General features: G+C 63.8%; 23 protein-coding genes. 8 read left to right on the forward strand and 15 right to left on the reverse strand.

Annotated features, from left to right (window positions below; all coding sequences use genetic code 11):
- Positions 1-49: 49 nt before the first annotated feature.
- The gene (gene dnaE / locus ACODTJ_RS19915; RefSeq protein WP_488849715.1) at positions 50-3,754 is read left to right on the forward strand and encodes a DNA polymerase III subunit alpha; all 3,705 of its coding nucleotides are present in this window, start codon (positions 50-52) and stop codon (positions 3,752-3,754) included.
- Between the two features lie 227 nt (positions 3,755-3,981).
- Here dnaE and ACODTJ_RS19920 read toward each other — a convergent pair whose 3' ends face one another.
- Genes ACODTJ_RS19920 through ACODTJ_RS19945 form a run of 6 tightly spaced genes read right to left on the reverse strand, consistent with a single transcriptional unit; the run spans position 3,982 to position 10,253 of the window.
- Positions 3,982-5,397 (reverse strand): hypothetical protein, encoded by a 1,416-nt coding sequence (locus ACODTJ_RS19920; RefSeq protein ID WP_488849716.1) that lies wholly within the window; start codon positions 5,395-5,397, stop codon positions 3,982-3,984.
- 7 nt (positions 5,398-5,404) lie between these two features.
- The gene (locus tag ACODTJ_RS19925; RefSeq protein ID WP_488849717.1) at positions 5,405-6,154 is read right to left on the reverse strand and encodes an HNH endonuclease; all 750 of its coding nucleotides are present in this window, start codon (positions 6,152-6,154) and stop codon (positions 5,405-5,407) included.
- Between the two features lie 5 nt (positions 6,155-6,159).
- Positions 6,160-7,371, reverse strand: coding sequence for a hypothetical protein (locus tag ACODTJ_RS19930; RefSeq protein WP_488849718.1), 1,212 nt, complete (start codon positions 7,369-7,371; stop codon positions 6,160-6,162).
- A gap of 2 nt (positions 7,372-7,373) precedes the next feature.
- Entirely contained in the window at positions 7,374-8,573 is a 1,200-nt protein-coding gene (locus tag ACODTJ_RS19935) for a DotG/IcmE/VirB10 family type IV secretion system protein (protein ID WP_488849719.1), read from the reverse strand.
- Between the two features lie 12 nt (positions 8,574-8,585).
- Positions 8,586-9,539: a DotH/IcmK family type IV secretion protein gene (locus ACODTJ_RS19940; RefSeq protein WP_488849720.1), complete on the reverse strand. Its 954-nt coding sequence runs from the start codon at positions 9,537-9,539 to the stop codon at positions 8,586-8,588.
- A 6-nt stretch (positions 9,540-9,545) separates the two neighbouring features.
- Entirely contained in the window at positions 9,546-10,253 is a 708-nt protein-coding gene (locus ACODTJ_RS19945; RefSeq protein ID WP_173049854.1) for a DotI/IcmL/TraM family protein, read from the reverse strand.
- A gap of 120 nt (positions 10,254-10,373) precedes the next feature.
- On the opposite strand from ACODTJ_RS19945, the gene ACODTJ_RS19950 reads away from it, so the two are divergent.
- On the forward strand, positions 10,374-10,928 hold the full coding sequence (locus ACODTJ_RS19950; protein WP_488849721.1) for a hypothetical protein: 555 nt from the start codon (positions 10,374-10,376) through the stop codon (positions 10,926-10,928).
- An 11-nt stretch (positions 10,929-10,939) separates the two neighbouring features.
- Here the strand turns inward: ACODTJ_RS19950 and ACODTJ_RS19955 are convergent, their stop codons facing one another.
- Positions 10,940-11,668, reverse strand: coding sequence for a hypothetical protein (locus tag ACODTJ_RS19955; RefSeq protein WP_488849722.1), 729 nt, complete (start codon positions 11,666-11,668; stop codon positions 10,940-10,942).
- A gap of 149 nt (positions 11,669-11,817) precedes the next feature.
- On the opposite strand from ACODTJ_RS19955, the gene ACODTJ_RS19960 reads away from it, so the two are divergent.
- Together ACODTJ_RS19960 and acpP are read left to right on the forward strand one after the other, a co-directional pair.
- Positions 11,818-12,237 carry a DUF805 domain-containing protein gene (locus ACODTJ_RS19960; RefSeq protein ID WP_488849723.1) on the forward strand — a complete coding sequence of 140 codons (420 nt, stop codon included), beginning with the start codon at positions 11,818-11,820 and terminating at the stop codon, positions 12,235-12,237.
- 120 nt (positions 12,238-12,357) lie between these two features.
- Positions 12,358-12,588, forward strand: coding sequence for an acyl carrier protein (acpP, locus tag ACODTJ_RS19965; RefSeq protein WP_488849736.1), 231 nt, complete (start codon positions 12,358-12,360; stop codon positions 12,586-12,588).
- A 141-nt stretch (positions 12,589-12,729) separates the two neighbouring features.
- Here acpP and ACODTJ_RS19970 read toward each other — a convergent pair whose 3' ends face one another.
- The 7 genes from ACODTJ_RS19970 to ACODTJ_RS20000 all read right to left on the reverse strand — a co-directional run bounded on the left by ACODTJ_RS19970 (position 12,730) and on the right by ACODTJ_RS20000 (position 19,269).
- Positions 12,730-13,272 carry an HNH endonuclease gene (locus ACODTJ_RS19970; RefSeq protein WP_488849724.1) on the reverse strand — a complete coding sequence of 181 codons (543 nt, stop codon included), beginning with the start codon at positions 13,270-13,272 and terminating at the stop codon, positions 12,730-12,732.
- A 57-nt stretch (positions 13,273-13,329) separates the two neighbouring features.
- A complete protein-coding gene (locus tag ACODTJ_RS19975) occupies positions 13,330-14,934 on the reverse strand; it encodes a hypothetical protein (RefSeq protein ID WP_488849725.1) in 1,605 nt (534 codons plus the stop codon).
- Between the two features lie 412 nt (positions 14,935-15,346).
- Positions 15,347-15,601 carry a hypothetical protein gene (locus ACODTJ_RS19980; protein ID WP_488849726.1) on the reverse strand — a complete coding sequence of 85 codons (255 nt, stop codon included), beginning with the start codon at positions 15,599-15,601 and terminating at the stop codon, positions 15,347-15,349.
- 9 nt (positions 15,602-15,610) lie between these two features.
- Positions 15,611-16,210, reverse strand: coding sequence for a hypothetical protein (locus ACODTJ_RS19985; RefSeq protein ID WP_488849727.1), 600 nt, complete (start codon positions 16,208-16,210; stop codon positions 15,611-15,613).
- 42 nt (positions 16,211-16,252) lie between these two features.
- Complete coding sequence (locus ACODTJ_RS19990; RefSeq protein ID WP_488849728.1) at positions 16,253-17,368, reverse strand: hypothetical protein; 1,116 nt, start codon at positions 17,366-17,368, stop codon at positions 16,253-16,255.
- Positions 17,368-18,378, reverse strand: a complete 1,011-nt coding sequence (locus ACODTJ_RS19995) for a hypothetical protein (protein WP_488849729.1) — start codon at positions 18,376-18,378, stop codon at positions 17,368-17,370. The genes ACODTJ_RS19990 and ACODTJ_RS19995 overlap by 1 nt, the downstream gene beginning before the upstream one ends.
- A gap of 357 nt (positions 18,379-18,735) precedes the next feature.
- Positions 18,736-19,269, reverse strand: coding sequence for a cold-shock protein (locus ACODTJ_RS20000; RefSeq protein WP_488849730.1), 534 nt, complete (start codon positions 19,267-19,269; stop codon positions 18,736-18,738).
- 208 nt (positions 19,270-19,477) lie between these two features.
- On the opposite strand from ACODTJ_RS20000, the gene ACODTJ_RS20005 reads away from it, so the two are divergent.
- Positions 19,478-19,900, forward strand: a complete 423-nt coding sequence (locus ACODTJ_RS20005) for a hypothetical protein (protein ID WP_488849731.1) — start codon at positions 19,478-19,480, stop codon at positions 19,898-19,900.
- On the opposite strand, the gene ACODTJ_RS20010 is transcribed toward ACODTJ_RS20005, so the two are convergent.
- Entirely contained in the window at positions 19,890-21,020 is a 1,131-nt protein-coding gene (locus ACODTJ_RS20010) for a DNA cytosine methyltransferase (protein WP_488849732.1), read from the reverse strand. The two genes, ACODTJ_RS20005 and ACODTJ_RS20010, sit on opposite strands and share 11 nt — an antisense overlap.
- Positions 21,021-21,072: 52 nt before the next feature.
- Between ACODTJ_RS20010 and ACODTJ_RS20015 the strand changes: the two genes are divergently transcribed.
- Genes ACODTJ_RS20015 through ACODTJ_RS20025 form a run of 3 tightly spaced genes read left to right on the forward strand, consistent with a single transcriptional unit; the run spans position 21,073 to position 24,312 of the window.
- Entirely contained in the window at positions 21,073-22,167 is a 1,095-nt protein-coding gene (locus ACODTJ_RS20015) for a hypothetical protein (RefSeq protein WP_488849733.1), read from the forward strand.
- Position 22,168: 1 nt separating this feature from the next.
- Positions 22,169-23,191: a hypothetical protein gene (locus ACODTJ_RS20020; protein WP_488849734.1), complete on the forward strand. Its 1,023-nt coding sequence runs from the start codon at positions 22,169-22,171 to the stop codon at positions 23,189-23,191.
- Positions 23,188-24,312, forward strand: coding sequence for a hypothetical protein (locus tag ACODTJ_RS20025; protein ID WP_488849735.1), 1,125 nt, complete (start codon positions 23,188-23,190; stop codon positions 24,310-24,312). The genes ACODTJ_RS20020 and ACODTJ_RS20025 overlap by 4 nt, the downstream gene beginning before the upstream one ends.
- The last annotated feature ends 166 nt before the right edge of the window (positions 24,313-24,478 follow it).

Consider the following 24,478-nt stretch of genomic DNA (forward strand, 5'->3'; position numbering starts at 1 on the left):
ACTGGTTCTATCAACCAGTTTGTGATTCAGCCTTGCTGACGAGGCCCTAGTGACCCAGCCGTTCGTTCATTTCCGAGTCCAATCCGTCTTTTCATTCGGACGCACCGCTTCGGCGGTCGAGGATCTGGTGAAGCAGGCGGCGAAACTCGGCCAGCCCGCCTTGGGTATTGCCGACGAGCACAATCTGCACGGTGCGATGGCGCTGGCGGACAAGGCGAGCGGGAACAAGGTTCAAGCGATCGTCGGTGTGAAGCTCTATATGCCGACGGCGTCGAAGGACGTCACCGGCTCGGTTCTGCTCTTCGCGCAAAGCGAGATCGGCTACATCAATCTCTGCCGGCTGCACAATCTCGCCGTCGCTCCCGGTCGGACGGAGGGACTCCTCTCCTCAGACCTGCTGGGTGTCATCCGACAGCGGAACCTCGGTGAAGGCGTGATCGCGATCACCGGGTGCGGCTCCGATAGCCTCATCGGACGCATGATCACGGCTGCCAAGCCAGCCGAGGCCGATCTGCAAGCGCAACAGATGCTCGGCTTCCTGAAGATCCTCTTTCCGGAGCGCCTCTACATCGAGGTCTGCAGGAACGTCCCGCCGTCCGCAGAGCAGGCCGCCATCGAGAAGCGCGTGCTGAATCTCGCCCTGCAGGCGCAGCTACCCATCATCGCGACCAGCGAGGTGCTCTACGCCACCCCTGATCGGCATGACGCGCTCCTCGTGTCCAAGGCGGTCGCGTCGTCGGAGAAGGTCAAGGCCCTCGACGACGGCTCGATCATCGATCACTCCGAGGAACGCTTTCACCTCCGGTCGGAAGAGGAGATGTCCGGGCTCTTTGGTGATCTGCCGGAGGCGATCGAGCAGACCGCCGCCCTGGCGAAGCGCTGTGGCTTTGCCCCAGGCAAGCGCAAGGAGATCCTTCCTCCGTTCAAAACCGAAGGCGGCCGGACCGAGGCCGAGGAGATTGCCTTTCAGGCAGCGGAAGGGCTGGAGCGGCGACTGCGCGCCCATGGCATCTCGGAGGACGACGCGCCGCGGTATCGGGAGAGACTGGATTACGAAGTCCGCATCATCAACCAGATGGGCTTCCCGGGCTACTTCCTGATCGTGTCGGACTTCATCCGATGGGCGAAGGCACGCGATATCCCGGTCGGACCGGGCCGCGGCTCGGGCGCCGGCTCGGTCGTCGCCTGGTCGCTCGAAATCACCGACCTCGATCCCATCAAGTTCGGGCTGCTGTTCGAGCGCTTCCTCAACCCCGAGCGCGTCTCGATGCCGGACTTCGACGTCGACTTCTGCCCTCAGCGGGTGGAAGAGGTGATGGCTTATGTCGGCGAGCGCTACGGGCGCGAATGCGTCGCCCGCATCGCGACCTTCACGCTGACCAAGTCGAAATCCGCGATCAAGGATGCGGCGCGCGTCGTCATGCATCATGAAGAGCTCGGCCTGACGGTTCACCAGTCGAACGAGCTCTCGTCGCTCATCATCGAGGATCCGACCAAGCCCACGCCGCTGACCGAGGTCTACAAGAACTCCCCCGACTTCAAGGAGCGGGTCGACAACGACCGCCGCGCCCTCGCGGTCTTCCGAAACGCGGTCAAGATCCAGGGTCTCTATCGGACGTCGTCGATGCATGCCGCGGGCGTGATCATCGCCGACCGGCCCCTGACGGAATTCGTCCCGGTCGGCTTCGACGCAAAGACCGGCAGCCAGGTCGCTCAGTTCAACATGAAGGAGGTCGAGAAGGCCGGGATGGTCAAGTTCGACTTCCTGGCCCTCAAGAACCTCACCACGATCAACGATGCCATCGGGCATATCGCCAACACGCGTGGCATCAAGATCGATCTGGCCACGCTGCCGCTCGACGACGCCGGCGTCTATGCCATGCTTGCCACAGGTCGCACGAACGGCGTCTTCCAGTTCGAAAGCGATGGCATGAAGGACGTGCTCGTGAAGATGCGCGTCAGCCGCTTCGAAGACCTGATCGCAGCGGTTTCGCTCTTCCGTCCGGGTCCGATGGAGATGATCCCGTCCTACTGCAAGCGCAAGCTCGGCCAGGAAGAGCCTGTCTATCCGGAGCCGGCCGAGCGAACGAAGCCGTTCCTCGAAGAGACCTTCGGTATCATGGTCTACCAGGAGCAGGTCATGCGCGTCGCGCAGGAGGTCGCCGGCTACAGCCTCGGCCAGGCCGACCTGCTTCGCCGGGCCATGGGCAAGAAGATCCCCGAGGAGATGGCCAAGGAGAAGGGCCGCTTCGTCGAGGGCGCCGTCAGCAATGGCACCCCGCAGCGGAAGGCGGAGGAGCTCTTCGATCTCATCGAGAAATTCGCTGGCTACGGCTTCAACAAGTCGCACGCCGCGGCCTACGCCTTGATCGCCTACCAGACGGCCTGGCTGAAGCACCACTACCCCGTCGAGTATTACTCAGCGCTGCTTACCCACACCCCGAAGGTGGACAAGGCGAAGAACGACAAGCGTGGTCTCATCAAGATGGAGATGGATGCGGTCGGCGTCACCTTCCTGCCGCCAGACATCAACCGGTCGTTTGATTGCTTCGTTCCCGAGCAGGATGCCGAGGGTAAGTGGTGCATCCGCTTCGGCCTGACGGCTATCTCCAACGTCTCCGAAATCGGCGACTTCCTGGCCGAGCGTGAGGCTAACGGCCCCTACGAGAACATTCCGGCGTTCTTCGAGCGTGCGATCGCGATGTTCAACTCGGCCCAGCTCACGAACCTGGCGCATGCCGGCGCCTTCGACTGCCTGCAATCGGTGAACAACCGCCGGCGCATCTGCGACTCTCTCCTGTTCCTGGCCAAGAATGCCCGCAAGTCGGCGGACAAGAAGACCGGGGACCTGTTCGCCGGCGCGGCGACGGTGTCGGTTCCCAAGGACATCGAAGACGTCGACGATTGGAGCGATCGCCTGGACAAGGAATTCGAGGCGGTCGGCTTCTACTTCCAGAAGCACCCGCTCGATGACCTGGAACCCGAGATGCGCGTCCGCAAATACCGCCGGCGCAGCGCGGTGCTGGCCGCGCTCCGTGCCAAGGGCCTGGCTCAGTACAAGGATGTCCTGCTTTACGGCACTATCGAGCGCGTGGGCGTGTTCGAGACCCGGCGGAAGGACACCTATGTCCGCTTCGACCTCGTGGAGAAGAACGACCGCTACAGCGTAAGCGTATTCCCCAGCGCGTCCGGTCACGAGTCGATCGAGAGCACTCTCGTCGCCCAGCAGCTTCTGGAATCGGCCGCTCGCAACAAAACGCCGTTCGCGGTCAAGGCAGACTTCGTGCTGCGTGAGAACGGCGACGCCGCGATCTACGGGCGCGCCCTTGTCTCGGCACCCAAACTGATCGACGACAACCCACTGCCTGCGAAGTACGAGATCATCATCGATCCGAGGCTGGCGCGGCTCAGCCCCGATGTGACCGATAAGCTGGCTCAGCTCGACGCAGAAGCCATCGAAGCCAAGAGGCCGGAGGAGGACACCTTCGGCGAGTCGGTGCTTCTCACGAAGTCGGTTACGCACGACATCCTGGACTCGCTCAAGGATGTGATCTCGAACTGCCCTGAGAACCCCAATGGCGAGGACCGGTTCGAGTTCGTACTGCAGTTCAGGTGCGGCAATTACGAGCGCCATATCTCCGTGGTCGACGACGAAATCCCCACCGATCGTATCGTCAACATGGCGGCGATCAAGGCGATGACCATGACCTCAGGCGTGCTGTCGGTGAGAAAAACCGAGATCCCGCGGCACTGAGTTCCGAACTACCAACGAGAAAGGGCCGCCCGAGGGCGGCCCTTTCTGTTTCTGGCTTTCGGATTGGACCCCTCACCAGCCTAGTCGGCCAACGAGCAGCCCCAAGGTGAAGCTGGTCAGCACGAGCTGGACCCCGGCCAGGAGAATGATGAGGGGCGGGCGTCGTTTCAGAAGGACCATCATGGCTCCGCTATGCCACCGGCAGGGAAGCCCGCCGGCCCGCGGGCTCAAGCTGCCATGAAACGCTGGCGAAGCGAAGCGAGGTATGGCCCCTTCGCCTTGTTGGGCAGCAGCGGCACCTTGTCGAGGTTCCACAACATGTTCTGGTTCCGGGTCGCCACCAGAACGGCCAGATCCTTGGTCTTGTCGTCTCCGCCCCAAGGCAAATTGCGCGCGTTGAAGACGCCCTCAGGCACATCGTTGAAGACCGGGACAAGGCCCTGCTGCAATCCGTCAGCAATGAGCTGGGAGACATCCTCCTCGGGCACGGTGCACTTGACCCACCCGATGCCATAGCCGGTCACCGCATGGCCCTTCTGGGTCAGCTGGTGGGCGTGCTGGAACATCAGGACCTTGTCCATCGACCGTATCCACAAGCCCTGCCACGAGGTCTGCGCCTTCTCCTCGCCGTCACGGATCGGGCCAGCCTTCGACTTGTCCTCGCCGAGCATCGACGCGCGCCACAGGCACTCCGACACGATGCCGACGGACCAGGAGTATTCGGCCAGGCGATCGCTGAGGAAGTCCTTCACCGGCTCGGGCAGATTGGGCATGATCACCCAGTATTCCCGTCCGATCCAAAGCTGGCGGACATCGACCTCGGCCATGTCGGCCAGGTGTTTGAATTCGGGGTGCGCAACCCACTCGCGCTGCGTGCGCTGTTCCTTCTGGGTGGCGCTGCCGAATACGTAGATCTCCGAGACCTCAGGCTTGATCGCCTTCAGCGCGACGTTCGCCACACACGGCCGATCGCTGTTCAGAACGAACGCAGCCTTGTCTGAGGCCTTCGAAAGCATGTCGCCTCGCGAAACCCACTCGAACGGCGCGCGCGGGACTGGCGTCTGCAGGAGATGGTTGGCGTAGGAAATACGGGGCCAACGCAGCGTGATCCGGCGCCCGCCGCGTGGCGGCTTGACCAGAGTGGGGCTGAACTCCTCCCAGGCCTTGCCGGACTGGAACACCTCCGCCGCGGGTCCCTTGGGGTATTCCAGATCAGGAAGAAGGCAGCGGACGTCCTCGCGCAGCGTGCGTCCGCGGAACGCCGAGCGAATGTCGGTCTTCGGAAAGACGTCGCGGATCAGGCGCCATGCATTGCGCATCACGCGATCAAAGGCGCCCGAGCAGAAGCGGCAGACGAAATCAGGGTCGGCCGATTCCGGGTCGTAGCCCCACTCGCGAAGGGTGTCGACATGGCTGACCACGAGATACTTGTCGTGCTTCAGGCTCGGGATGCGCCAGATCTCTGTCTGTCCGCGGAAGAAGTGCTCATAGGCGACGTTCGTCCACCAGATGGTGTCCGTCGACAGCTCGTGCGCGCCCGAGAAGCGGTCCGCGTCACCACCGGCGACCGCGTACCACCCCGAACGTGGGTCCTGTGGCTCGTCGAAGACCACAACACCGAATTTGCAGTCCTCGCTCTGCATTTCGCCTTCAATGCTGATGGAGATTCTGAACCAGGTTCTTCCAGACCGCGGGCTTGATGTTCCCGTAAGGTCCGCCAGGGCCCAGCCAATCGTCGACGATCTGAGGCATCATGTCCGTGCCGCGCTCCTTGCAGTGCGGCCCGAGCAAAAGAAGCCTGTAGGGCGACAGGGACTCGATGCGACGCTCATAGTGCTCGTCGTTGAGCTTGAGCAGCGCATTCGCAAGGTCGACCGGATCCGATGAGCCCAAGCGAGCCTCGGCGAGCGCTTCCCTGGAACGGAACCGATCCATAAGGACGTCTGCGGACTCGGCGATCAATCGAGCTGATTGCTTCCGATCCTCCATTTCCTTGGGATCCGCGACCACCTTCTCGCAGTAGCGGCGCGCGACCAGAATCGTGCGGCACAGATGCGAAAGGTGAGCCTGGGAAATCTCAGGCAAATAGATGATCGACGCCTCCCGGCCCGCTCCGCGGTCTTGCCCCCAGAAGCCGATGTGGTGGACCGCATGGCAGTGCATGCAGGTCGTCACGAGGTTGTCCGGACGGTTGTCCGAATGATCATCGTTCCGGTGGTGGACCTGCATGTAATAGCCGCCCTTGGGGGAGCGGAAGCCGCAGAAGCGGCAGCTATCGTTGTCGCGGGCCCGAACCTGCGGCTTGACCATCTGGAACTCGGCGTCGGCGCCCCCGGACTCAGGGTCCGTGCCGCGCCAGTTCTTCGCCTTGACCGAGATGATGAGGGGCAGCGTCTTCATGCCGCTCACCGCTGAACGATGACGCCACGGTCGGTGATGACGATGAAGTTCTTCTCGTACTTCGAGACCTGCTTCACGACACCGCCGTTGTCCGGCAGCACGTCACCAGCCTTCACCTGCAGGGTGCTCCCGGACGGAGCCTTGACCCAGGCCACACCGCGCGAGACGCCTTGCAGCGCCCAGCCAGAGAGGACCTCGGGCTTCAGTGGCACCTCGGTCGTGGGCTTGGGCATCTGGGAGACGCCACGGGCTTCAAGAGCCCCCAGGCGCTCTTCCAGCCCCTTGGCGCGCTGCTCCAGATCGGTGCGAGCGGTCGCCGCGGCGCGCAACTGCTCCTCGAGGCGGTTGATCCGCTCGATCGTCGCAGCATCGGGCTTCGCAGCAACAGGAGCGACCTGGGGCACGGGAGCGGGCAAAGAGTTGGCGGCAGGCAGCGACGGCGGCGGCAGGCTCGGCGCTCCACCAGCGGGCTGCATGCCCTGAAGCGGCGGCAACTGCCCCTGCTGCTGCACAGGCCGCTGGCCAAACTGCTGACCCACCGGCTGCGGCGCGCCAACCTGGACGACTGCCGGCTTGTCGAGGCCGATCAGCGGACCGATGTACGGCTGGATGACCTGCGTGAAGCTGAAATACAGCAGCGCGAGGCCACCGACGCCGATGCCGGCATAGGTCGCGAGCTGGATCAGCCGTGCCTTCTTGTCAACGGCCCCTTCCTCGCCCTCGTCGCCTTCCTCTTCGTCGCCGTCGTCCTCTTGATCACCATCCTCGTGGTCACCGGCATTGTCGCCTTCGTCGTCGGAATGCGAGCCAGCGCCACGGTGATCCTCGCCGCGGCCCTCGTCCTCATCGTCATCACCGCCGAAGCTGACGCGCTCGTGCTCCTGGCGAGCCGGCGCGCGGCTGGCGGTCGCAACCTCCGCCTCTTCGTCGCCACCAAAATCGGAAGCCTTCAGCGGACGCGCAGCGGTAGCGCCGCCGACATCCTCGAAAGAGGGCTTGTCGTCATCGCCGCCTCCGAAGCCGCCGAACGCATCCTCGGGCACGGCAGCGGGCTTGCTGGTCGGGCGCGAGGGCTTCCCTTGGACGGGGGCCTCGTCGATGGAAAGATCGATATCGGGCTCGAATTCCGGGCCAGACTTGGGGTCGTTGCCGAAGCCGCCGAAATCGATGTCCTGGCCGAACGTGTCGTCCCCGCCGCCCTTTTTCTCTGTGCTCATGATCACTGGTTCCCGTTCGGCAGGAAGAGGATGCCCACAGGCGTCCCGGACGCGACCTTCACGGTCGTCGGGCGGTTGCCGTAGGTCTGATTGAGGATCTGACCAGCCGCGCCAGCTGCGACGCCACCGGCGACGTACAACTGCTGGCGGGTGCTCAGCGCCGGGTTGGAGACGGTAACGCCTCCGAGCCCGATGTTCGTGGTTTGGCCGGACTGACCGATCGCCTGCCCGAAGCCCTGGGCGAACGCAGCCGCCGCGGTGAAGCCGAGGTTCGTCAGGATGTGCCGGTCGATGTCAGTGGCCAGCGCCGTGCCGATTTCCTTGGTATCGACGGCGACCGCGTTGATCGTGACGCTCTTGTTCACCTCGGTGCCATCGCGAAGGTTCTGCACCGTCATCGTCTTGAACGACAGAACGAGCGCATCACGCTTGGTCTCGAACGACCCGATCAGCGTGGCTCCAGCAAACTCGCCTTGGGCAATGCGGGCCAGAATGGGGCCCGGCGCATCCGAGTTCGCGGTCGACACCATCTCGGCGTAAAGGATCGTGCCGGCCAGCGGGAGCTTCAGCCCGCTCAGCGGATCCACGAGCGAGGCAGCGCCGGCGGCGGCGGCCTGCGCCTGCGACGGTCCCGACTGGCCGGCGCCAGCGAGCACATTCTCCTTCGCGTAGTATTTGACGTCGGCCGGCCCAAACTGGATGCGGGCGATCTGCTCCATCTGGCGCTTCATCAGCTCGGCGAGGCCGTCGTCAACCTGGTTCACCGGGACAGCTGCAACGACCGGAGCAACCGGCAGAACCGGCGGCGCGATCACCGGGCGCACGACCGGAGGATCCGGACGCTCGATGCCGTCGCCGTTCCCTTGGCGGTTGCGATCCTCATTGGGCATGTCCACCGGCGCCATCGGCTGCGCGACCACGGTCGGGAGCGCGCTGCGCCCCTCGTTCGCCGCACGCTGCTGGCGATCGCGGTCGGCGTCGTCGATCATCCGGCGCATGTCTGCGGTCGGGGCAGCCGAGCCCGGCACGTTGCGAACGGTGTTCGACGGCGAGCGGATGTCGGACGCCGGCGGAAGATCCCCACCAGAGCTCACGAAATACCCGACGATCGCGACTGTCGCGACAGCGCCGATGACGATGAGGAACCGGCCGCCCCCCTTGACGGAGGAAGAGAGGCGCTGCCCGAGGCTTGCTCGCTCCATGACAGTCGTTCCTTAGCGGCTGATGCGAACGTGGGCCGCCCGGCCGCCGGCCGAGACGATCACGACAGGTGAATCGACGAGGGTGAACACGTTCACGCCAGACACGTTCGAGCTGCGCGACGTGTAGGCGGGCGAGAGAATGTCGCCGCGGGTCCGGACGTAGAGCATGTCCTCAAAGCGCCAGGCCTCGACATCGGGCGAGGTCGTCTTCATCCGGCGGGATCCCTGCGGAGGGACGCCGTCGAGAAACTTGATCATCGTCGAGTCGTTGGTCGGCGCCAGACTGGTGGTGCCGACGATGTCCTGCGCGGCGTTCGGGCCGCGGGCATCGAGACGCACGTCCAGTCGGTAATCGACCTCGGGCTCGCCCTGCCGGATAGCCAGGGTGATCGGAACGGGGTGCCCGACCAGGGTCACGGCGAGATTGCCTGGAACCCACTCCTGGATGGCGTTGACGACAATGATGTTCGTCTTCCCTTCCTCACCGGCGGACTGCGCGGCATAGGCCTGCGGATTGCCCGTCGTGACAGACAGGACCGGCCAGGGCTGGCCCGTGATGTCCGAGAAGGTCATCGTCGAAACGATCCCAGGCTGCACGCGCAGCACAGGAGGCTCCTCACCGGGCCGGAGCGTCAGGCGGATTGCGCGGGAGACAGGCTTCCCTGGATTGAGCGGGGTCGCGATGCCCCGGCGGGTGTCATCCAGCCCCCTGCGATAGGTCTGGATCTGACCCGGCGACATCGGCAGCGTCTCGCGGATCGCGCGATCAAAAGCTTGATCCCGCCGGTTCTGCGGGCTCGGCTGCGCGGGCTGGACAGGCGCAGGCGCGACACCCTGACCAGGCGCAGGCGGCGGCGACGCCAGCAGGAGCTGATCGACACCCTGCGCGAGGCCGGGGGCGATCGCTGCCACGAAGGCAAGCGCATGGGCCATGCCCCGGAATGAATGAGCAATGAAGCGGGTCACGGAGACTTACCTCGCGAAGATCTGCGCGATGCCGAGCCCGCGGGGGTTCTCGACCTCAGGACGACGGACAACAACAAGCTCGACGACGCGCGGCTCGCTGTTGCGCCCAGACACGTTTTCGTAGGTGAGAAGGAGCGGCAGCTCGATGCGCCAGCCATAGCGGCCGCCCTCGACGATGCCTTGGCTGACGATAACGGGAGCCCCCTGGGGGACGGCGGTGCTCGCCAGCTGCTCCTTGATGATGGTCGCGAGCACCTTCGAGCGTTCAAGAGCGTTCTGATAGCTCTTCCATCCGGAGTCGGTGAACAGCAGGCGATGCTCGTTCAGCTGCGACTGGTAGTTCGCGAAGTTCAACGTGAAGGACCGAACGACCGAGTCGGTCGCCCAGTTCAGCACTTCGTTCGTCGTCTGGATCGGACGCTCCAGAGGAATGACCTCCCGAATGCCGCCCTCCGGGTCCGTGGCGAAATAGCGAACCGGAACCGGCCGCATCCCAAAGAACACGTTGGCGACCACCGACAGCGCGAGAACGCCGAAGGTGATGAAGAGCACGCGCAGCAGAAACTCATACCGCTCACGCGAAAACGCGTTGCGCGCGATTTCAGTCGCAGCCGCCTCATCGTGATGCGGGCGTGCGGCGGACGCGTGGAAAGGAGCCGGGGCCTTGCGACCACCCGACTTCCCTTTTCCTTTATGCGATTCGTCGCGGTTCATGCTCGTCCTTCCATGTCATCAAGGTCTGACGGATTGGTCGTTGAAGGCAAGAGGCCTTATTCCTTGACGCACCAAAAGTTCTCGATCACGTTCCTTCGATAGTCAATGAAAGTTGGGCGTATGACGCTGCAGGAAATTGCCCGCCGCCCCTGGACCGAGAGCGACAAGCGCGATCTGATCCGTTTCTGGGATTCGGTAGGGAGTATCTTCTTGATTTCGTTACTAATGGATCGCCCTGAAGGGGCGATCCAGACGGAAGCAAGTCGCCTGAATCTGCCTCGCCGCAGCGAGGAAAAGGGTCGCCACAGAAAGAAGTGGACGAGCGACGAAGAATCGCGCCTGGAACAGGCCGTTGCGCAGTTCAAGGATCCGGATGGAAGGATTCGAATCGTAGAGGTTTCCGAATCCCTCGGGCGCAGCGTCGACGCGATCGCGTCACGACTCGCAGACGGCTTCCACGACATCCGCGATTTCAGGAAGACGATCGCGTTCGATCGCGACGCTTTGCTGGAGAAGGCGGCTCAGCCTGCGGCCGCTGCGAAGCCTGTCGCGGATCGCCGAAAGCTTTCGATGATCCGCACCTGCCTTTCCTGCTCGAAGCCCTTCCATTCTTCCGGCGCCGGCAACCGAATCTGCAAGCGCTGCTCGTCCATGGACGAGTCGGACTGGTACTGACGCCAGCGAGCTCAGCCCGCCAGCGCCATCTGTGGGGCCGTCATCGGCCCTTCCAAGTTCATCCCGTGCGCTACGGCGCTCGCTTCTCCGAGCAGGAGTACACGCGTCATCGAGCCGACACGCCACGCCAGGCTCATATTCCGAGGCCGGTAGTGCAGCTCTGACTGCGCGGCGCGGGCGAGATAGCCGATCGCCGGATCAGTGGCCTCCGCAAGCGATCCAGCCAGCCGCATGAGCGCCATGGCGCCGGTACGATCGAACTTCGACACCAGCTCCCGAGCCGTTCTTACGATCTCTGTCGAAGCCGCAGAGCGCGAGCGGAAACGAGGCCCAGCGCCCTCGCCGAGGCGAAAGGCCACGTCCCCGCAGCACGGCGCCTTGAGGCGCTCACGAGCCAGCGGAACAGATGCCGCGCGGCCGAGCCAGCGCTGGAGCCCGTAATCGGTCACGACCTCTGCCTCGGGCAGCCGGTCCACCTCGACAAGCCACGCGCGCAGGCAAAGCTCGAACTCGGCCGCGGCTTCAGCGATCAGAGTTCGATCATCCAGCCGGAGCGACTGGGAGAGAAGGATCTGCCCCGGATGGGAGGCCGGCCAAAGCGTCGTGAAAACGCGATCGCCCGCGGTCTCGATGTCGAAAGTCCCAACACGGGTGCCAGCGTGCTTGATCTCACCCGCTGCGAGGCAAAAGCCGAGCGCCTGGGCGATTGTCGCGTAGCGATTGATGACGTTGCTGCTCATGTTCAAGCTCCTGGCCTGAGCGTGGCCGCCGGCGATGAAAGGCACAAAATGCGGGGCAAACAGTGGACGGCCGGCAGAAGCCGGAGCGCCGATCCTTGAGGCAACGGCGTCCTTGCAGGAGAATGTCGCATTCCTTTCCGAGGCGCTCGATGCTCAAGCAACTCTTCGATTTCAAAGCCAGGATCCACCGCGGCGAATTCGCGGCCCGGATGGCCTGCGCTCTCCTGGCCATTGGCGTCGGCAACTGGTCCGTCGGATACGGCATGGCCCAACTGCAGGCTTCTGGATCCCAGAACGTGAACATCCCGGGGTTCCTCGGAGCTGCGCTGCTTTGCGCCGGCCTGACAGGCGCGCTTGCGGCAACATTCTGCCGAGGCCGGGATATCGGCCTGAACGCGCTGCAGACCATCGCCCTCGCGATGCTGCTCCCCGCTCTCCCACTCGTTCTGTTGGGCGAAAAGGGCGAAGCGGCCGGCGCGCTCATTCAGGCTGCAGTGCTGTGCATCTTGCTCGCGATGCCTCCTCGCAAGGGCAGCGGTTCCCTGACGAGCGCAGCAAACGAAAATTGATGCGGCGCAAAATCCCGGATTGACTTCGAGGATAGCTCAAAGGATCGTCTCCACTGTTCTTGCTACGTCGGCGCCGCCGGCGCCACCAATGGAGATTCAAGCGTGTCCACCACTGCCGAAATGACCGTCTCTGACCGCGTCAAGAAGGTCATCATCGAGAGCCTCGGCGTAGAAGCCGACCTCGTGAAGCCCGAGGCTCGCTTCAAGGAAGAGCTCGGTGCCGACTCGCTCGATCAGGTCGAGTTCGTGATGGCGCTCGAAGAAGAGTTCGACATCACGATCCCGGATGACCTCGCGGCCGAGACGGTCGGCGAGCTGACGAAGCAGATCGAGACCATCCGCGGTCACTGATGGCTCTAGCATATTGATTTTACATCATGATATCGCCCGCTACTCCAAGGTAGCGGGCGATATCATTTGGGATGCTGGGTAGCCTCGCGCGCGCCGTCTATGTGGCGGAGCGAAGTGTCTTATGGCGGCGAAAGTCCGCGCCTAGGCCTCAAGCGGCACATCCCAATAGAGCCAATCCAGCCAGGTCTTATGAAGATCCGGCACCGGGTAGCTCCTTCCGATTTCCCGAATCTGGGCGACCGTCGGCGCATACGGCTTGCGCCGCAGAACCATCCCTGCCTCTTCAGGTGTCCGGTTCCGCTTCCGCGAGTTGCACGGACTGCAGGCGAGAACAATGTTCTCGGCTGTCATCGGCCCGCCACGCGAACGCGGCTGGACATGGTCGAAGGTCAGTTCGTCCTTGGCGCCACAGTAGCAGCACTCGAATCGATCCCGGACCGAGATATTCCAGCGCGAGAAGGCCGCCGGGCGGTCAAGGTCGACATACTGCCGAAGCATCAGCACTGACGGCAGATGCATCTCGAAGGATGGACTGCGCGCGACCTCGTCGTAGTGCGCGAGCACCTGAACGCGATCGGCGATGACGGCACTCACAGCGTCCTGCCATGACCAGAGCGACAGCGGATGGTAGCTGAGCGGTCTGGCATCGGCGTTGAGGACGAGGGCCGGGAAATGGATGGCCATGGTCGTTCTCTCTCAGGAATCTCGGGGGAGGGGTGCCGGCCAACCGGCTCCCCTCGACTACTCAGCCGCCTGCATCGCCGGCGGGACGCGCAGGCCGCGGGCCTCGGCGAATGCGAACAGAGCATCGCTCCCGGCGAGTCGATGGCGGGCGTCGATCACGAACACGCCGTCCTCACGGATCACCGAGTAGCCACGGGCACGGATTGCCGCGATCGTGGCTTCCAGCGGATCGGCCTCAGGCCGCTTCGCCCCTCGCTCCGCGAGGAAGCGCGCCACCTGGTCGGCCATGCCAGCGCTCAGCGCCAAAGCTGCGTCGCGTCCGGTGTCCTTCCCGCGCGGAGCGGGAGCGACCCAGCCGAAGTTGCTCTTGCCCGGCTTGCGGACGAACTTCGCCGGCGCCGGCGCCACTGCCTGGACGGGCACAGGGGCCTGGACGGGCTTCGGGACAGGCGCAGGCGCGACACGGACTGCGGGAGCAGCCACACGAGGCTCCACAGGCCGCGGCGCCGCCTTCGGCACGATGCGGGGCTTCGCAGGAGCTGCTCGGGGAGCCGGCTCCTTCACCACGACCGCCTCGATGCGTCGCACGGGCACCGTCGAAGCTGCCGCGAGCCGCACCATCTCCGCCTTGAGCTCGCGCTGAGTGGGCGCACGAGGCGCAGGCGCAACGGCTTCAACCAACCGCGGAGCTGCCACGGGGAGCGGAACACGCATCGGCTTGGCGGGCTTCGGCTTGGCGACGGGCCCGCGCACAGCGGCAGCGAACGCAACTCCCGCCTGGTCAGCGACCTGACGGAGGATGCGGACGTCTCGCCCAAGCGTCTTCGCGGCAACCGTGATGGACATGCCACCGGTCGCCGCGGCGACGATCTCCGCGCGCCCATCTGCATCGAGCGCTCGACGACGGCGCTTGGGAGCCATCATCGCATGCTTCCGCGCCTGCACCTGGATTGCCCGAACCGTGCGCCCGATCTCGGCCGCGATGGACACAAGCGCGTTCCCGCCGTCACCACGCTCCTCGATCAGAGCCCGCAGCTGCGCGAGCGCCTCCTCGGTCCAGGCCTTGTCGACGGCGTCCGGGAAGCGGATCCCGAGCGCGTAGACCTTGGCAAGGACCGAGCCGCGATCGCGACCGGTCGTCTCGACTGCCTCATCAAGGCTCGCCGCGGCGCGCAGCTTGTCGACGTCCGCCTCGCTCCAATGGCGAGGCGGACGCAGCGCGAGCTCCACGACCTTGGCGCCCACCCCGGACTCGGGGCGGCCAAGGAGAGCTGCAAGCTCGGCGTTCGAGATCTTCGGATCGCGCGTGAAAGCTTCGCGGAGGCGCGCAAGCTGCTCCGGCGTCCAGTCGTGACGACGGTTCGGCTTGATGCCGAGGTGCTCCAGCTTCCAGCGGACAGAGGTCTCCGTGCGCCCCAACTCCTCTGCGACAGCGCGGATCGTCAGCTCGCCGGCCCCGACGAGCGCAACGAGGCTCTCCACCTCATCGGCCGCCCATTCACGGCGATCCATGATGAGAGCGTCGATGTTGCGGAAGCGCGCGTAGACGGCGCCGGTGGTGCGTCCGACGCGCGACGCGATCTGGGGCGTGCTGAGCCGCTCGTCGCGACGGAGGCGGACGATCTCGGCGTCGAGTTCAGGGGTCCAATCTGCGCCGTGCATGGGCTCGGCTCCTCGCTTCGGGATATTCGTCCCGGGCGAGGATCTCGAACGTGCTGACGTTCAGGGATCTGGTGCGACCGGAACTTGGGGGTCCGGTCGTGGTGTCCTCAATCGGCTATAGGCTCGATCGGGTTTCACTCATGATCCGGGAAAAGGTGCCTTCGGTGACCACTGGGGACTGCGGCTGCAGACCCAAGCTTGACGGCGAAAGGCAATAGGCTTCACGTCCCCGCCAATTTCTTTTGGCGAAGTCCGACATCGACGTACCGATGTGGAATGTGTGGCCCACTTTTCCAGAATCCTTTGAGGATCAACGAGAGCGAGAAATACGCGTAATCCTTGCGTCCGACAAGCCGCTTCCTGCCGAATGGTCAGGTCCGTGGTTCGAGCGCAACAGCCGGGCAGCGTGCTATCAGGCCAGCGCCGAGCGAATGGCGGCGTCGAAGTGCTGCTGGCAGAAGGCGAGAGCATCCTCGATCGCGGCGCCGACATGCCGCCGGTTTTGCATCTCGGCACGAGGCAGGGCCGGCAGGATCGCGTAGGCCTTCCCTCTCTCTTCCCACGCAACGAAGCGACCGATCACGCTATCGGCGAACCTGGTTTCCTGCCCGTTCTCGACCTCCAACTGCCAGGGAAGGCTCTTGATCTGGATTTCGGCTGCGGACATCGTGCGCCTTCAGAAGCTCGGCATCGGAGCCAGGGCCTCTTCAGGCTCTGCAAGCTCCTCAAGCTCGGATTTCAACGCCGCGACCTGCTCGTCGAAGAAGCTGACCTCGGTTCCCCGGCGGCTTTTCAGCTGCTTCAGCTTCTCCTTCCGACGAGAGATTTCCAGCTCGACCTGGGCGATTTCTTCGTCGATCCGGCGACGGCTGAGGCCGACAGCGACGAACTCAGCCTCGATGGAGAGACGGCGCCTCGGCCCGACCACATCGCGAAGCAGCAATTGAGCGGCTTGCACGATCGTCGGCGGAACCGCCTCCTTGCGGGCGTCGGCATTGATCGTGTCGACCGTCACCCATGCAAACCGGTCGCGTGACCAACGTCCTGTGAAGTCGACGCGCAGACGCATGCCGTTCACGTTCAGCGGAGGAAGCGCCGGCCCACCATCGACGAGGTTCGTCACCCGAACCAGGCGCTGTGCCTTCGCGGTGAAGATAACGGTCCCTTCGGGAAGTTCCACGCGATGAACGAATGGATTCGCGCGGCGGGGCGAGGGCGTTTCTCCCAACGCGGCGAGGATCTTCTGAACCGATGAAGGATTGCGTGCTCGTTCCATTACCAAGTTATGGATCACAGGGCAAACAGGCACAAGGACCTTCTAGAGCGACAACGTCGCCAATCCCTCGTCATATGCAGGCTCGATGAACAGGTGTGGATAAGCCAACCTGGTGGCCGCGATCTGCAATGCCAAATGATCCGCAAGCTGCTCTGAGCTGGCGTCCTGTGCGTGGACGCGGGAATGCTCCTCCATCTCGGCTTCCAATCTGGTTACCGCGCTCGTGAATTCCTCAAGCGCCACGGTGTCATCAAGGAAGCCGCGAGCAGCCCGCAAAGCATCGAGTCGCGCGCGGGCGGCCTTCGCAGTCATTCCGCCTTCACCGGTGGCGGTCACATTGCCGGGCAGGCCCAGCTTCTGGATTTCCTGAACAGGGGAGGGCGCCAGGATGAGGATCGCAAGCACGCGCGCCGCCATTGTGTCATCATTCGGCTTTGGCTGGTCACCTATCAGCTCCGGCAGCAGCGGAGAGACTTCGATCTCGACAGTCTTCTCGGGCTTGAAGGGATGGAGTTCAAACGGATTGCGCGGAACGCGCTGACGGCGCTCCGCCACCATAAGCGCGAGCTCGCGCGCGAATTCGAGCGCATCAGCCTTGGCTGCGAGCGGAAACGGAACGGCCAGGCTCACCCCCTGGCGATGCGGCGCCAGCTCGCGATGCGACCTGGCTCGCTGCGCGCTGAAGTCTAGGCTGACGCTGATGTGCTTGTGCTCGCCGGGCGCTCCGAGGCTGACGAGCAGTACCGGCGGGTCGCACGGTACAAGGACGGCTCGACGATCCACGTCGACGAACGCGCCGCGAAACGTCATCTCCAAAGCCGCAGCGATGCGATCTCGATCGGAGCGCAACACCGTGCCTTCCGGCTTGCCGCGCTCCTCTGCAGGCGACGTCGTGAAGGCGAGCGGCGAGTAGGCCCAGTCGTCTCCGACCAATTCACCAGCCTCGTTGACATCGCCTGACCAGAAGAGCTGTCCGTCGATCAGGTTGTAACGCGAGAGCTCGAACCGTCCGCCTTTGAAAGCGGGTTCTCTAGAGATATCACTGCGCTCATCGAGCCGCAGTGCGATCCGGTCCGAGGCCTTGAACGGGACCGGATGCTTTGCCCGCTTGCGAAGCAGATCCAGGGAATAGGTGAAGTCGACCCAAATCGCGCCCATTAGATCAAGCCTCTGGGCTGGAGCTTCACGGCAGCGTCGAGCTCACGGCGCAAGGCGATAACTGCACTCGCCCTGCCAGCTCGCTCGATCAGCTCTCCGATCCCGGGAATTCGACCGACGGCGTCGCGCAAGGATGCCGCGAACTCAGCTCCAGTCGCGAATATGCCTTCCGGGTGCTCCGCCTCGTCCGCCTCGAGGAAAGCGATCCAAGCGTGGGCCGACCGGTCGTCGAGCGAGATCATCTCGACTTGGCCGACGAGCTTTCGCAACTCGTCGGCATAAATCTGGGCCGTCACCGCGATCTCATCGACCAGGAACGGCATCGAGCCGAAGCGTTCGATTTGGTCCTCGGGGCTCGCAATCGGCTCGAACCGCTGGCCCGCGGCTGTAGCGAAGGCCTGTGCTGCCTCGTAGGCATCGGCGAGCTGGTTTACGTCGAAGAAGGTGCCCAGGCGCCCGTCTACGAGCATGCCCGAGGTCATGTTGTTGCTCTCGTCGCTCGTCCGGAGATCCGGCGCCCGCGGCGTCACCCAGCATCGGCGGACGCACCATGTCCCGGCCCGGACGCCAACGTGCCAACCGAGTGTGCCCCTGGAAAAGTAGACCTCGTCCCCCATGACCAGAAATCGCCGCTTGGTCATTTCGCGAATTCGGTCTTCTGCGCCACGAAGCAGCGATGGGTCGATCCCGGGCTTCGAGCGGGCCTGCATGTAGATGCGCCCCCGCTCGGGCTCGTGGAACGGTGAGAAGAAGAGATCCTTCTTGTTGTCGACATCGCCGAACCGGCTGTTGAAGCCGCCCAGTGTCGGCGAAGCGAGCGAATACCAACGCCCATTCCAGGCGATGAGCGCTGGCCCACCGGGAACCTCTCCCTGGAGCTCGCGGCGATCGATCCGCGGCACCTCGACCTCAAGCGGATGACGCGCCCAGCGCGCGGTCACAGCGCCACGCGGGGCGCGATTCTGCGCGTAGATCGATGACTGAGTGTGCAGGATGGCGGTCGAAGGCATCTCTCATCATTGCCAGGCTGGCCGAAAACGACAAAGCCCTAGGAGGAAGCGTTCATCCACTCGGCGACGCCGCCGGCGGCCGCGACAAGCGGCGCGATGAGTCGCGGGGGCTGAAGCGCCGGCTGCTTCCGACATTCTGCTGCGAAAACTGCGGACGAGTCGCGGATACGGCGCTCAAGGCGTGCGCATGCTGCAGCGAACCGCTCCGCACGTCCGGGCTCGGCGGCCACCCATTCGGAAGGCGCTATTGGGCCTCCCCTCAGTTCCCGGGGGACTGAGGGATCGACGAGGCCGAAGCGACGAGCATGCGCCAGCTGTCCGAGATAGGCGGCCTCGATGGGGCCGCCCTCGGCGCTGTCACGGGCCGTATTGTGCGATGTTGACGACATGCTGCCCCTTCGGGGTCTTGATGGTCGCGATCAACCAGGTCTGGTTCTCCAGCACATGGTCGACGCCGCAGCGGGCCAGGGTCTCGTAGTGAATGAAGATGTCGTCGCCGCCCTGCGGATCGAAGAAGAAGCCGAAGCCCTTTTCCCATTTGAAGAACTTCAGCATCGCCGGAAACATCGGCGACACCGCGCGCTGCTCTTCAGGCTCGGCCGTCGAGGCGTCGAGCGAGTGGATGCGGGCAACCCGCAACCCACGATTCGTCCCCATCACCTCGCAATCGAGCGTCACCCCCGGCAGGAGCGAGTCGAACGGAATCGAGTCGGGGACGACGTTCCCATGGAGCATCGCGTCGACATTGCGGCCGGAGATCGTGACGAAGCCATAGCCGCGAACAAGGTCATACCACTTGATCCGGCCAGCCACGCGCTCACCGCAAGGCATCGGGAAAGCCCCCGGTGCCTTTGCGGAGTCGTGCTCCTCTGAGGCGACTGCGTAGTTCATGCTGTCGTAGACTCGTTAGCTGGGTCGCGATCGGGTTCGAACGCGTTCACAAGGATGGTTAGTCAGAGGTCGGGAGGCAGGCAAGGTCCGTCGTCACAATCCTTGTCTCAATCCACTGACCTGTGCCCTTTTTAATTTCTCCCTCAACGGTGTGGCGCATTCCCCGCTTCCGCGTAGGATGGATGGACGATTCCAAGAAAGCGGTCCGATGAAGGTCATCACCACCCTGTTCTGCGAGAAGGCCCTGAAGCTCCACAACGGGCGCAGCCAACTCGTGGGCGTGATCCCCGGACGCGCCGAGATGACCTCCGCTCCCATCGGAGAAATCCTCCCCCTGGACGCCGTGATCTGGCTGGATCGTACCGAGAAAGGCGACGTGAAAAGTGAGCTCCGCATCGAGTCGCTTGCAGGCGACATCCTGGCGGTAAAGCAGGTTTCCCTTTCCTTCAGCGGCCACAGCTGGAGCGAGCTCGTCATCACCAACATTCCCCTCGAACGGGTCAGGCACGGTGGTGTAGTCGTGAAGCTCAAGGAAGCCGGCGGTCAATGGGTCGAGGCTGGGCGGCTGGAGGTGACGATCACCGCGCCCCTCATCGACGTCGAGCCGCTGGCGCGTCGACTCAGCGCGTAACGGCCATCGCGTCGCGATGGCGTTCGAGCCGATCGAGGAAGCCTGAGCGGAAATTGAGATTTTTCGACATGCTCGCGCGCCGGAGGAACCCGGCGGTCGCGCGGGCCGATAGCGGCTTTCCAGGGTGCTCCAGGAAGCGGGAGAGCGGCGGACGCGCAACCCAATGCGGGAATGAGGAGATATCCACCTGCATGCGGCCGCCGGCGCTACCGTAGGCTGCTTTCGGCCATCGGTCCTGAAAGGGACGGCAACGTGAGCGATCGAGCGCGCCCGGGTTTACGATGCGGCTCCCGACCCAGCCGGCGACAGGCACGCACATTGCGTTGCCGATGGCAAACCATCGAGAGGCCTCTCCCCCAACCGCTTCCGCAGGCTTCGTCCAATCGACAGGGAAGCCCTGGAAACGCTCGGCGTCTCGAATATCCGGGGTCACGACATTGCCATCTGGCATGATGACGGCCGGGGCCGAGCAGAGACCGATCGTCGATCCGCTCTTGAGCGTGGGAATTGCATCGCGCACCAGGCCAAGGCCATTCCTGCCCTCGGTCCAGTAGAAGCCGTGCGCCGCCGCGGTGAAATCGGGCAGGTCCTCGGGCGCCTGCGCTTCATCAGCGAGAAGGATGTCAGCGGGATCTGGCCCTTCCCGCGTCGCGAACAGGATCACCCTTTCGCGCCTCTGAGGGACGAAGGACCTGGCGTCGACCACTCTATAGGCCCAGCGATAGCCTCTTTCCTCGAAGGCTTCGGCAAGCCTCGCGATCGCTTCCCCTCGCTGCAGCTTCAGCATAAACGCGACGTTTTCCAGCAGAACAGCACGCGGCCCGGCCTCATCGATCAAACGAAAGACGTGGGAAACTAGGCCGGAGCGCTCACCCTGGATCCCAGCCTTCTTGCCGGGGGCTGAAAGGTCCTGGCACGGAAAACCGGCGCAGAGGAGATCGGTCCGAGGGATAGAGGGGAGGGTGGTGACGTCATCGTGGAACGCTATGCCCGGAAACCTCGACTTCAGGACAGCCGCCGGCGCGGCTGCCTTCTCGCAGAGAAGCTCCACCTCAATCCCAGACCGCGCGAGGCCGAGATCGAAGCCACCAATTCCGGCAAAGAGGGAGACAGCCTTCACAGTGAGGCCCGGCGATCCGTATCCATCCAGAAACGATCCGACGAACCAAGGATTGCCACAACGATTCTTGTGGCGGGGTTGCGCAGAATGCGGGGATAGCCCGCTTGTCTCATGCCAGCGCGAGGCTCATCCTGGCGCGAGAGGTTTATTCATGTCCGGCCAAACGCTCGTCATTGACGTCCCGCTGACCTATGGGGTCGTGCTCACTCCGAAGCGGCATCGCTCCGAGAAGGAGTTCCATGTCGTCGAGCTGGTGCCGGTTGCCTTCGCCGTGTTCGACGACGAGACAGCCCCCGTCTCAGTCACGTTTGAGGGCATCCACGGTCTGACCGCCTCTCCGGACGGCGGGATGCTCTCAATGCGCTCGACCGAGTCGGCGCATTATCGTCCCGCAGGTGTGGATGATGGCGTCCCAAGCAAGCTCGATGCCTTCTGCGCCTATCTCGGTGGCGGATCCCACTACGCCTCGGGCGGCTCGCACATCCTGGAACGCTCAAAGCCCTTCGGTGAGCTCCCCGAGGGCAAGGTTTCTCGCGACAATCGAGATGAGCGCCTCGCGGATCTGCGGCGGAAACTTTCTCGCTATGCCGTGATCGCTGGGACCGTGCATGAAGTGATGCCGGAACCGGTCTTCCACATCAGGCATCGCGAGCGGGGACAGCCATTCCGCGCTGACGTCGTCCTGCCCGGACAAATTCAGGGACAGCTTCGTTCGGACCGGACGTTCGGCCTCCTCGATGCGGAGCGCGCGCGGGACCAGCTCCGCCTGATGAACAATGGCGACAGCGCCGAGATCGTCGGCACCGTCGTGATCATGAGGCCCGACTTGCTGAGGTATCGGCACGACGAGGAGCCGCGGATGCGGAGCTACATCACGAGCTTCGTCTCCTCGATGAAGCTGAGTTTGGAGCGATCCGTCGACACCGCTCCTCTCGAATGGTTTCAAGGGTACCGAAACCTCAAGGCGGTCGCCGATGGCCCAATCGAGGAAGCCGTCGAAGCGCTGCGCGGCCTCGCCACCATGATGCAGGAGACCGAGGCCGGCCGTTCCTTGAACTCCACGTCCCTCCAGCGGCTCGACGATTGGGATCGCTTTGTCGCGTCGCGTTCGGCCGTAGACGACCTCTCGCGCGCTTTCGGAGCCTGATATGAGCCTGGCCCCTCGAATCATCGACATCCCTGTCGTCTACGAAGTCGAGCACCTCCCCCCTCGGCACCGCAATGCCCAGCGCAGGTTCATCCGCGAGAGCGTTCAGATCGCGATCCGGGTTCTGGATGACGAAACTGCTCCAGTTTCGTTCAAGGTCAGCCCCAACGCCTACGGCCTCCATGCGGCAAAGACCGATGTCACGGAAATTCGCACCGTCGATAGGACGCATTGGCGGCCGCTGACCAAAGGCTGGTCTGGAGACGACTCCGAGCTCACGGCCGACTACGTCATCGCCGAGATGATCGAGGGTCGCCGGGAGATCAATCGCCCCGGGCTAACTGACTGGGCGCCCAACTCGGCGGTCGGGCCCGAAGAAATCGCAACCGGGCGCGTGATCGAGTCGGGACGGGAAGCTGCCATCGCCAACGTCATGGCGATGGCTTCCAAGCTGATCGTCGTCGGCGACCGCATTTTCAAGCCGACGTCCGAGCCGGTTTGGGAAATCGTCGAGTTTCACGGCGGCGCCTTCCTCAAGGCGACCAATATCGGTGCCGTGAAGGGCACCCCGTCGGCCGAATCGGTTTTCCCGGCGTTCTTCTACGACCGCGCTGTCGAGCAGCTATTGGCGTCTGGTGTGAGGCGGCGAAACATCGACAACGGCGACGCAATTTCCGGCAAGATCGAGGTTCTGCGACCCGACCTGGTTTTCTACCGACACGACGAGACGCCGCGCTTTCTGGGCGATGCGAAATATGCGTTCACCGACGCACGCCGGAAGATGGGCGAGCAGATCGACACCATTACGGCGCTCCAGCTCGAAACATATCAGGCATTCTCCGCGACGATCCGTGACAACGCCGACCCGCACGAAATCGCTACGCGCTGGCGGGTTCTTGTTGACACCGTGACCGACACGGAGGGGTGGAGCCAATTCTGCAAGAGCGCCAATCGCTCTCTCGAAGCCTGGGATCGCTACGTGGCGGATGTGGCGGCCGAGCAGTCCCTGGGGATGCTCACATGAACTCTGAGACCCCATCTCACCCGAAGACCGTCGTGTGGCTTCCTGCTCCCAGCAAGATCGAGGTCATCAGGCGCGGCTGCCGGGTGTCGAGCGAGCACACTGTCGTCGACCTGAAACCGATTGCGCTCCCTGACCTCAGCGAAGCAGAAGCTCCGCTGGTAGTGGAGATCCAGAGGTTCGCGCGCTACGAACATGTCGAGCCTTATCGCCGCTGGAATGGTGATGCCTGGCGCCCCCTGCTGTCTTCGCAGGCCGAGCACCTCACCGTCGACACCGCCGCCGCGGCCATCGTGGCCTCGATCAAGGAGGTCGCGACGAACGTCTACAATGCGAAGCGCACCTCCCCAGAGTTCCCCTTCGACGAAGAGACACTCGCGATCGACTCCAAGGGGAGGTTCGGAGAGCCGATTGAGCTTGAAAAGGCCCAACTGCGTGAGACGACCAAGGAGAACCTGGACGCGGCGAAGGACGCAGCGGCCCGGGTTCGCCAATCGTTGATCGTCATCGACGGACGCCTCTATATCCGCGCACCGGAACCGCTCTATGTGTACAACCCAACGACCTCTGGAGGAGCACTGCGCGTCGATTATCCGACGTATCACAGCATCAAGGAGGGCAGCGTCCGCTCAGATTACAAGCCGTGGCTGACTTTCCGCACGAATGAGATGCCTCAGATCAAGGCTCTTGCCCACGCGCTTCGCTGCCCCGTGGAGCCGCATTTCGGCGCAGTCCGCAGCGCCGATGGGGATTTCGAAGATCGCGGATTCTTCGGCTGCAGCATGGAGACGGGCCTGATCGAGATCGGCCATGGCCTGGTCAACGCCGGACGCATGACGATTGGCTTTTTCCCGGATGCGTCGCTCGACGCGTATAAAGCCCTCCGCAAGGCAATCGAGGGCACCTCCGCGCGTCCCACCTCGCGGGAGGTTCTGGCGGTGCCACCGGAGAAAATCGCGAGCATTTCCGATGCGATCATCGAGCTGGGGATGTCGACGAGGGGCTTCACTCCTCAGTCTCTGACGACAACAGAGATGCTTGGCGCGGCCCGCATGGCTCTGCGACGCGAACGCGTCCGCCTTGAGATGGTCAATGCACCGGAGCTCGCTGACCTTTCAATCTGAGGCTCAGCGCGCCTCGCCGTCGGCGTCGTGTTTAGCTCGCCAAGCCACCCGACCGGAGCGGAAAGCGTAAGCGGCGGCCACGACATCTTCGGCCGCCTCCAGAGCCTTCTTGGGGTCAGAACAAGAGCTGTTCAAAATCGTACGTTAAGGTCGAACGGAGCGTGAA

The organism is Allobosea sp. FG18 (assembly GCF_057809495.1).